This is a genomic window from Streptomyces spiramenti (assembly GCF_012034385.1).
Classification (GTDB): domain Bacteria; phylum Actinomycetota; class Actinomycetes; order Streptomycetales; family Streptomycetaceae; genus Streptomyces; species Streptomyces spiramenti.
Window position 1 is genome coordinate 1 of sequence record NZ_JAAVJB010000210.1, and the last position, 8,736, is coordinate 8,736.

Sequence of the window (8,736 nt, forward strand, 5' to 3'; positions counted from 1 at the left end):
GTGCCGGCGGGGTCCGCGGGCAGCCCGTCGCCGGGGCAGGCGGAGAGGCAGAGCTCGCCGGGGACGCCGACGGGCGCGGGGCGGAGCGCGCTGTCCAGGACGGCGCGCCGGACACCGGACGGGACCGCCCCGCCCGCCGCGGGGGCGTCGAGCGGCAGCACCGGGAGCAGGGTGCAGCCGGCGCCGGAGAGCAGTCCGGACCACAGCTGTTCGCCGAACTCAGCGGTGGCGGAGGGGGCGTGGATGCCGTGCGGGCGCCCTCGGCCTGGTCCGGCGTCCGCGCGCACGACGTCGGCGCTCGCGGTCAGTGTCGCGTGGGTGGCCACTCGGACGGGTGCACCACCGCCGGGCAGCGGCGTGCGAGTCGCCGCCTGCCAGGGGTGTACGGCAGCCGGTGTGCACGCGGTGGTGCGCCGATGCCCCGGGGCGGGGCCGTCCAGCGGGATCACCCGTACCCGACCGCCCGCCGGCCCCAGCCGGGCGGTGGCGGCTGCGGGGTCGGCGATGAGCAGTACGGTGGCGCCGCTCGCGGCGAGGGCCGGACCGTCCAACGCGGCCGGTTCGGCGAGCACGTAGGAGGCGGAGCACTTGAGGACGGCGAGTGCGGCGGTGACGAGGGTCGTTCCCCGTCCGGCCGCGACCGCGACGACGTCGCCCGGGCGGAGACCGCCGTGGATGAGCCGGTGCGCCAGGGCGTCGGCGTCGCGGTCGAGTCGGGCGTAGCTGAGGGTGTCGCCCTCGGCCCTGAGCGCGGTCCGGCGGGGGGTGCGGCGGGCCTGCGCGGTGAAGCGGTCGTGCACGGTGGCCGGGGTCTCCGGCTCACCGGTGGTGCCCGCACGTCCCCTGGTCGGGGAGGCGTCGGGCGAGCGGGGCGTGACGGCCGGGGGTGCGGCCGGGGCGGTCGCGCCGGGATGGGGCGCGCCGTCCGTCGGGGTGGTGTCCGTGAGCGGGATGTCCTCGATCCGGACGGCCGGGTCGGCGGCCACCGCGGTCAGGACGTGGGCGAGTCGCTCGGCGAGCAGCCCGGCGGTGGCCGGGGTGAACAGGTCGCCGGCGTACTCCAGGACGCCCGTGAGACCCGACGCGCCGCCCTCGGCGTCCCGTTGTTCGGCGAGGGCGAAGGTCAGGTCGGCCTTGGCGGTACGTGTCCCGGTGGGGACGGGCGTACCGGCAAGCGGTGAACCGGCCCGCTGTTCGGGCCCGTTGTCGGTGTGGAGCTGCACCATGACCTGCACCAGGGGGTGGTGGGCGCCGGAACGGTGCGGTGCGAGGTGCTCCACCAGGCGGTCGAACGGGACGTCCTGGTGGGCGAAGGCGGCCAGGTCGGTGGCGCGCACCCGCTCGACCAGCTCACCGAAGGCGGGGTTGCCGCCGGTGTCGGTGCGCAGCACGAGGGTGTTGACGAAGAAGCCGGTGAGGTCGTCCAGCGCCTCGTCGTCACGGCCGGCGACCACCGTGCCGATCGGCAGGTCGGTCCCGGCGCCGTGCCGGGTCAGGGTGGCGGCCAGCGCCGCCTGCACCACCATGAAGAGGGTGGCGCCGTGTCCGTGGGCCAGCCGCACGAGGAGCCGGTGGGCGGTTGCGTCCACGGTGAAGGTGGTGACGGCGCCGCGGTGGCTCGGGACGGCCGGCCGCGGCAGGTCGGCGGGGAGCTCCAGCAGCGGCGGCGCGCCGGCGAGCCGCTCCGCCCAGTGGGACAGCAGGTTCGCCGCCCGGCCTCCGCCGCTCGTGCCCTCACCGCCGTCGGGGGAGCCGTCGAGGTGGGCCCGCTGCCAGAGGGTGTAGTCGGCGTACTGGACCGGCAGCGGCTCCCAGCCGGGCGCCCCGCCCCGCAGTCGGGCTCGGTAGGCGGTGTCGAGGTCGTCGAGGAGCGGCCCGGTGGACCAGCCGTCGGAGGCGATGTGGTGCAGCAGCAGGAGCAGCGTCGCCGAGCCGTCCTCGTGGCCGAACAGCCACGCGCGGAACGGGATCTCCGCCGCGAGGTCGAAGCGGTGCCCGGCTGCCCGGTCCAGCGCGTCGGTGAGCGCGTTCCCCGGGACGGCGACCGTCGTGAGCACGGGTCGGGCGTCGGGAAGGACGCGCTGGTACGGCTCGCCCTCGGCCGCACCGTAGACGGTGCGCAGCACCTCGTGGCGTCCGGCGACATCGGCCAGCGCCTCGGCCAGGGCGGACGCGTCCGGCGCCTCCCGCAGCCGTGTCGCGATCGGGATGTTGAACGCGCTGCTGGGCCCCTGGAGTTGCCCCAGGAACCACAGGCCGCGCTGCGCGTAGGACAGCGGCAGCCGCTCCGGCCGTTCCGCAGCCGGTACCGGACGCAGCGGGAGCCGGCCGGACGGGCCGTCGCCGGCGCGCTCGCGCTCGGTGAGCCGCTGGTCCAGGCCCCGCACGGTCGGGGCGAGGAACAGGTCGCGGATGCCGATCTCGACGCCGAGGACGGCGCGGATCCGGTTCACCAGCTTGCTGGCGAGGAGCGAGTGCCCGCCGGTGCGGAAGAAGTTGTGGTCCGGGCCGATGCCGTCGCGGCCGAGGGCGGCGGCGAACAGACCGGCCAGGAGTTCGCCCCGGGGCGTGAGGGGCGCGGTGCGCGCTGCCTGGTCCACCTCGGGCCGGTCGGCGGCGACGGCCTGTGCCGCCTGCCGGGCCGCCAGCCCCTCCCGCTCCGTCGCGGTCAGCAACCGAGTTTCTGGCAGCGGTAGTTCGGGGGAGTCGGCGAAGAACCGGAGGGTACGCAGGTAGACGTCGAGCAGCAGCCGCGCGGTGGCCTCGTCGAAGAGGTCCTCGGCGTACTGGAGGCCGATCCCGACGCCGTCGGGGGCGCCGCCGGCGGTGTGGCGTTCGGTGGCGAACAGAGTGAGGTCGAACTTGGCAGCGGCCAGATCGGCCATGACCGGCCGGCCGGTGAGCGGGCCGAGGCGGACCTCGGCGTCGCCGTCGTGCTGGAGGGTGAGCATCACCTGGAAGAAGGGGTGGTGGCCCAGCGCGCGCTCGGGGTTGAGGTGCTCGACCAGCAGGTCGAACGGGAGGTCCTCCCGCTCGTAGGCGGCGAGGTCCGCGTCCCGCACCCGGTCCACCAGCTCGCCGGGCGTGGGGTCGCCGGAGGTGTCGGTGCGGAGCACGAGGGTGTTCACGAAGAAGCCGACCAGCTGCTCCAGTTCGGGCTCGGGACGCCCGGCGACCGCCGTGCCCAGCGCGATGTCGTGGCCCGCCCCGACAGTGGTGAGCGTGTCGGCGAGCGCGGCCCGCAGCACCATGAAGAGGCTGGAGCGGCGGCCACGGGCGAGGGCGCTCAGGCCGCGGTGGGCGGCGCCGTCGAGGTCGCAGGTGACGGTGGCGCCCCGATGGGTCGGCTCCGCCGGGCGCGGGCGGTCGGTGGGCAGGGCGGTGACCGGGGGCAGGCCGGCCAGTTCCTCGCGCCACTCGCCCAGTTGCTCCGCGGCGGCGGAGTCGGGGTCCGCCGGGTCGCCGAGCATGTCGCGCTGCCAGAGCGTGTAGTCGGCGTACTGGATCGGCAGCGGCTCCCAGCCCGGTGCTTCGCCGTGCAGTCGGGCCCGGTAGGCGGTGTCGAGGTCGGCGAGGAGCGGCGTCAGCGAGCCACCGTCGGTGGCGATGTGGTGGATCAGCACCACCAGGGTCGCGCCGCCGTCGCCGGGGAGGAACAGCGCAGCGCGGAACGGGGGTTCGGCGGTGATGTCGAGCGCCGTGCGGACGTACACCCGGACCGCTCCCGGGAGCTCGGCCGGGGCGCAGCCGTGGACCGTCAACACGTCGGCCGGCGGCGGCAGGAGCTGCTGGCACGGCTCGCCGTCGGTGGGCGGGAAGACGGTGCGCAGGACCTCGTGGCGCGTCGCGACGTCGCGGAGTGCCGCGTCCAGCGCGCCGCTGTCGGGGACCGCGTCCAGGCGGAGCACGACCGGGGCGTTGTAGGTCGCCGACGGCCCTTCCAGTCGGTTCAGAAACCACAGCCGTCGCTGTGCGAAGGACAAGGGGATCACGGTCGTTCCTCACGGTCGGGGGGCGGTCGGGGCCGGTGTCCTGCCGGTGGAGCGGCGGACGGCGGTGGGGTGGGCGCGCCGGGCGGGGCGGGGCGTGTCTGCGCCCCGCCCGCCGGTGGCGCCGGGCGGCGCGCTACGCCAGCGACTCGATGTGCGCGGCCAGGTCCCGCAGCCGTGGGTTGCTGTAGACCGCGCGCACCGGCACGGCGACACCCAGCTCGGCCCGCACCCGCGACACCAGCTTGATCGCGAGCAGCGAATGGCCGCCCAGCTTGAAGAAGTTGTCGTCGCGACCGATGCGCGGTGCGCCCAGCACGGTCGCCCACACGCCGGCGATCAACTCCTCGACCCGTCCCCGGGGGGCGTCGTCGGCCGTCTCGGCGGCGGGAGCAGGCGTCGCGCTGCCCGGGGCGGGCAGCGCCGCCCGGTCGACCTTGCCGTTGGGCGTGGTCGGGAACGCCGTCACCGGCACGAACGCCGAGGGCACCATGTACGCCGGCAGTCGCGCCGCCAGCCGCTCCCGCAGCTCCGCCGGGTCCGGCCCGTCGGGCGAGCGGAGGTAGGCGACGATCCCGGGGGCGCCGTTGACGTCCTCGCGCAGCACCACCACGGCCTCGGCGACGCTGCCGTCGGCGGTCAGCGCGGCCTCGATCTCCGGCAGTTCGATCCGGTGGCCGCGCAGCTTCACCTGCCCGTCGGCGCGGCCGAGGTAGGCGAGGCGCCCGCCGGGCAGCAGCCGGCAGCGGTCACCGGTGCGGTACATCCGGCCGCCGTCGGCGGCGGCCGGGTCGGCGACGAACCGCTCGGCGGTGAGCGTCGGGCGGCGTCGGTAGCCGCGTCCCACCCGGGCCCCGGCCAGGTACAGCTCCCCCGTACCGCCCTCGGCGACCTCGGCGAGCTTCTCGTCGAGCAGCCGCATCCGCAGCCCCGGCAGTACCGAGCCGATGTGCGGCTCCTCCCCGGCGGTGATCCAGCCGGCGGTGGCGTCCACCGTGCACTCCGTCGGACCGTAGAGGTTGACGGCGCGCACCACCCCGGCCGCCGACCGCCGCGCCACGCGCTGCCACAGCGACGGGCTGATCGCCTCGCCGCCGATCAGCAGCGTCAGCGGGCGCGGCCCACCGAGCTCGCTCAGCGACTCCAGCAGCGCGTCGGCGTGGGAGGGCGTGATGTCGAGGTCGGTGAGGCGCTGCTCGTCGACGAGGGCCGCCAGGAGAGCGGGGTCGCCCCGCGTCTCGTCGTCGATCATCACGAGGGTGTCGCCGCGGCAGAGCCGCACCCACTGCTGCACGGAGGCGTCGAAGGACGGCGAGGCGTTCCAGCCGACGCGCCCGCCGTCGGTCGCGGCGATCCCGGTGGACTCCAGTTCCGCGAGGAGCGCGGAGACCGCAGCCCGGCCGATCTCGACGCCCTTGGGGACGCCGGTCGAGCCGGAGGTGTAGATCACGTAGGCCAGCCCGTCCGGCCGGACGGCGACCGGACGGTACCTGGCGCTCCCCGGCGTCGCGTCCACGGCCGGCGGGGCGAGCACGGGCACGCCGGTGGCGGGCGGTGCGCCGTCGGTCACGACGAGGGTCGCGGCGGAGTCCGTCACCAGGTATCGGCGGCGGTCCGCCGGCAGTTTCGGATCGACCGGCAGGTAGGCCGCGCCGGCGGTGAGCGTGCCGATCAGCGCGACCACCAGCTCGGCGCCGCGGGGCAGGTGCAGCGCCACCAGGTGCTCCGGCCCGGCACCCGCCTCGGCCAGCCGGGCGGCGAACGCGGAGGCGGCGGCACGGAGGCCCCCGAAGGTGAGCGAGGTGCCACCCGCGACGACGGCGACCCGGTCGGCCGGCACCCGGGCCAGCCGCGCCAGCAGGTCCTCGGCGGGGCGTGCGGTCGCGGAGCCGGCGGCGTGGCCCGTGGCGGAGAGGTCGGAGGCGGCGCCGGTGGCGGTGCGCTCGGGAAGGACGGCGGTCATCGCTCAGCCCTCCCCGAAGGCGTCGGTCGAGGGGGCGGTGGCGGGCGCGCACTCCGCCAGCGGTATCGGCTCGCCCATCGCCACCAGGATCTTCCGGTCGCCCCGGAACGCCTCCCGGCCGTGTGCGCAGAGGATGTTGTCGACCAGCATGATGTCGCCGACCTGCCACGTCTCGCGCACCGTCACCCGGTCGTAGACGGCGTTGATCGTCGCCACGTCCTCGTCGCTGAGACGGCTGCCGTCGCCCAGGTAGGTGTTGAACGGCAGGCCGTCCTCGCCGTAGGTGTCGACCAGTACCTCCCGCACGTCCGCGTCGAGGGTGCGGCTGTTCCAGAACGCGAAGTGGTTGAACCAGCTCTGCTCACCGGTCACCGGGTGCGTGACGATCGCCGAGCGGCGCTGCCGGGTGCGCAGCGTCTCCTCGTCCAGCCACTCGCAACCGACCAGGTTGTCGCGGCAGTACGCCTCGGCGACCGCCTTGTCCTCGGTGGCGAAGGTCTGGTACCAGGGCAGACCGGCCAGCTCGGAGTAGTTGCGCACCAGCAGCCAGCCGTAGCGGGCGAACCGCTCACGCAGCTCCTCGGGGAGCTGCCGCAGCGCCTCCCGCATGTCGCCGACGGTGGTGGCGCCGCCCTCCTCGGGGGCGGTGACGCAGCCGAACAGCAGCACGCCCGGGAAGTCGAGCGTGTAGCTGTTCTCGTTGTGCAGGCGGATCGGCTGGATCGCCGGCAGGTCGGTCGAGGAGAAGACGCCCTCACCGAAGTCGGTGCGCGGCGTGGCCTTCTCCTTGTAACCGGCCTGCTTCTCGATCAGCGCGTCCCGCGCCTGGGCGAACGCGGCGGCGTCGGTGACGGGCAGGCCGCGCAGCAGGACGGCGCCGGAGCGGTGCAACTCCGCGGTGACGTCGGCACGGTGGGACGCCAACCAGGCGGCGGCCTCGGCCATCGACGCGAACCGCGGGACCTGCACCACGGCGGGCTTGCCGGGTTCGTGGACCGCGACGACGGCGGTGTCGGGCGCGGCGGGGGCGGGTGCGGACATGGGACTCCTCCTGCAGACGGTGGGACGGGCAGTGCGGCGGGTGCGGGTGCGGTGCGGGTGACGGCCGTGCGGGTGGCCGGTCAGACGACGGGTTCCCGGGCGGTGCCGGTGGCGGCGAGGACGGCGTTGACGCGGACGAAGAACGCGTCCAGCTGCTGCTGGAAGTAGAAGTGGCCGCCGGGCAGGTACTCCTGGCTGAACGGGCCGGTGGTGACCTCCGCCCAGGGGGCGAGCATCTCCGGCGGCGCCACCGCGTCGGCGTCGCCGCCGAGGACGGCCACCGGGCAGCCGATCGCCGGACGCGGGCCGTCGTACCGGTAGACGTCGTCGATGCCGAAGTCGGCCCGGATCGCCGGCAGGACGATCTCGCGCAGCTCGGGTTCGTCGAGGATGCCGTCGTCGGTCCCGCCGCGCGCCTTGATTGCCGCGACCAGCTGGTCGTCGTCGAGCCGGTCGGGCAGCACCACGCTCGGGTTGTCGAGGAACGGTGCCCGGCACGCCGAGACGACGAGGGCACGCGGCGGGCGGCCGTCGGCGGTCAGCCGCCGGGCGACCTCGAACGCCACCAGCGACCCCATGCTGTGCCCCAGGACGACGAGTTCGTCGGTGTCCGGCGGCAGCGCCGCCAGGATCGGCCCGGCCAGGTCGTCGAGGTCGCGGGGCAGTTCCTCGGAGAAGCGCGCACCCCGCCCCGGGTACTGGCCGAGCAGCAGTGTGACGTCCGCGGGGAGGTGGTCGCGCCACTCCGCGTAGGCGTGCGCGTTGCCGCCGGCGTGCGGCAGCACCAGCAGCGAGCTTCGGCGGGCGGCGTCGCCGGGGAGCGGCCAGACGACGTCGTCGGGGGCGGGGACCTGGTCGGGGGAGTGACTCACAGCGGACTCCGTTCGTCTCGGCGCGCGGCCGGGGCTGATGCGGTGGGAAGCGGGACGGGATCGCCGGACGGCGGGGGCGCCGCACCGGTGTCGAACCGGGCGGCCAGCAGGGCGCCTTCCTCAGTGCGACGGGTCAGTGCCGGGCGGCGGCGGCGAGCCCTGCCCGCGCCCCCGCGTGGTGCGGGTACCGCGGTGGTGGCGTCACCTGCGGTCGCCTCGGTCGCCTCGGTGCCCTGGGGGGTGGTGTGGGTGAGGTGGTGGGCGAGGCCGGCGGGGGTGGGGTTGAGGAAGATGTCGCGGATGGTGAGGTGGGTGCCGGTGTGGTGGTGGATGTGGTTGGTGAGGCGGGCGGCGAGGAGGGAGTGGCCGCCGTGGTCGAAGAAGCTGTCGTCGATGGTGAGGGGGTGGGCGGCGTCGAGGGTGGTGGTGAAGAGGCCGGCAAGCGTCGCCTCCAACTCGGTTCGCGGCGCTCGGCCTTCGGCGGTACCGGCGGCGGGCTCGGGGAGCGCGACGCGGTCGAGCTTTCCGTTGGCCGTCAGCGGCATAGCGTCGAGCGCCACCACCCGGGCGGGCACCATGTGCTCCGGCAGCGAGCGGGCACACAGCTCGCGCAGTGCGCGTTCCTCCGCGGTGGCGCCGGGGTGCGGCACCACGTAGGCCACCAGCCGCTTCTGGCCGGCGCGGTCCTCCCGGACCATCACCGCCACCTGGGCGACCGAGGCGTCAGCCGCCAACACCGCTTCGATCTCCGCGGGTTCGATGCGGAAGCCGCGGATTTTGGTTTGGGTGTCGGTGCGGCCGGTGTAGTGGAGGGTGCCGTTGGGGGTCCAGTGGGCGAGGTCGCCGGTGCGGTAGAGGCGGGTGCCGGGTG

At 75.5% G+C, this 8,736-nt stretch carries 5 protein-coding genes; all 5 read right to left on the reverse strand.

Annotated elements, in window-relative coordinates:
• A partial coding sequence (locus HCJ92_RS19480) for a condensation domain-containing protein (protein ID WP_167934917.1) occupies positions 1–3,992 on the reverse strand: 3,992 nt, incomplete at its 3' end.
• A 133-nt stretch (positions 3,993–4,125) separates the two neighbouring features.
• Positions 4,126–5,952, reverse strand: a complete 1,827-nt coding sequence (locus tag HCJ92_RS19485; protein WP_167934918.1) for a non-ribosomal peptide synthetase — start codon at positions 5,950–5,952, stop codon at positions 4,126–4,128.
• A gap of 3 nt (positions 5,953–5,955) precedes the next feature.
• Positions 5,956–6,993, reverse strand: coding sequence for a TauD/TfdA family dioxygenase (locus HCJ92_RS19490; protein ID WP_167934919.1), 1,038 nt, complete (start codon positions 6,991–6,993; stop codon positions 5,956–5,958).
• An 80-nt stretch (positions 6,994–7,073) separates the two neighbouring features.
• Positions 7,074–7,865, reverse strand: coding sequence for an alpha/beta fold hydrolase (locus HCJ92_RS19495; protein ID WP_167934920.1), 792 nt, complete (start codon positions 7,863–7,865; stop codon positions 7,074–7,076).
• Positions 7,862–8,736, reverse strand: an 875-nt coding sequence (locus HCJ92_RS19500) for an AMP-binding enzyme (RefSeq protein ID WP_245241018.1), incomplete at its 5' end; no start/stop codon positions are given. The genes HCJ92_RS19500 and HCJ92_RS19495, both read right to left, overlap by 4 nt.

What these genes read in the sequence shown, in the direction of transcription:
- HCJ92_RS19485 (WP_167934918.1), bottom strand. Translation starts at nt 5,952, where the DNA reads ATGACCGCCGTCCTTCCCGAGCGCACCGCCACCGGCGCCGCCTCCGAC.
- HCJ92_RS19490 (WP_167934919.1), bottom strand. Translation starts at nt 6,993, where the DNA reads ATGTCCGCACCCGCCCCCGCCGCGCCCGACACCGCCGTCGTCGCGGTC.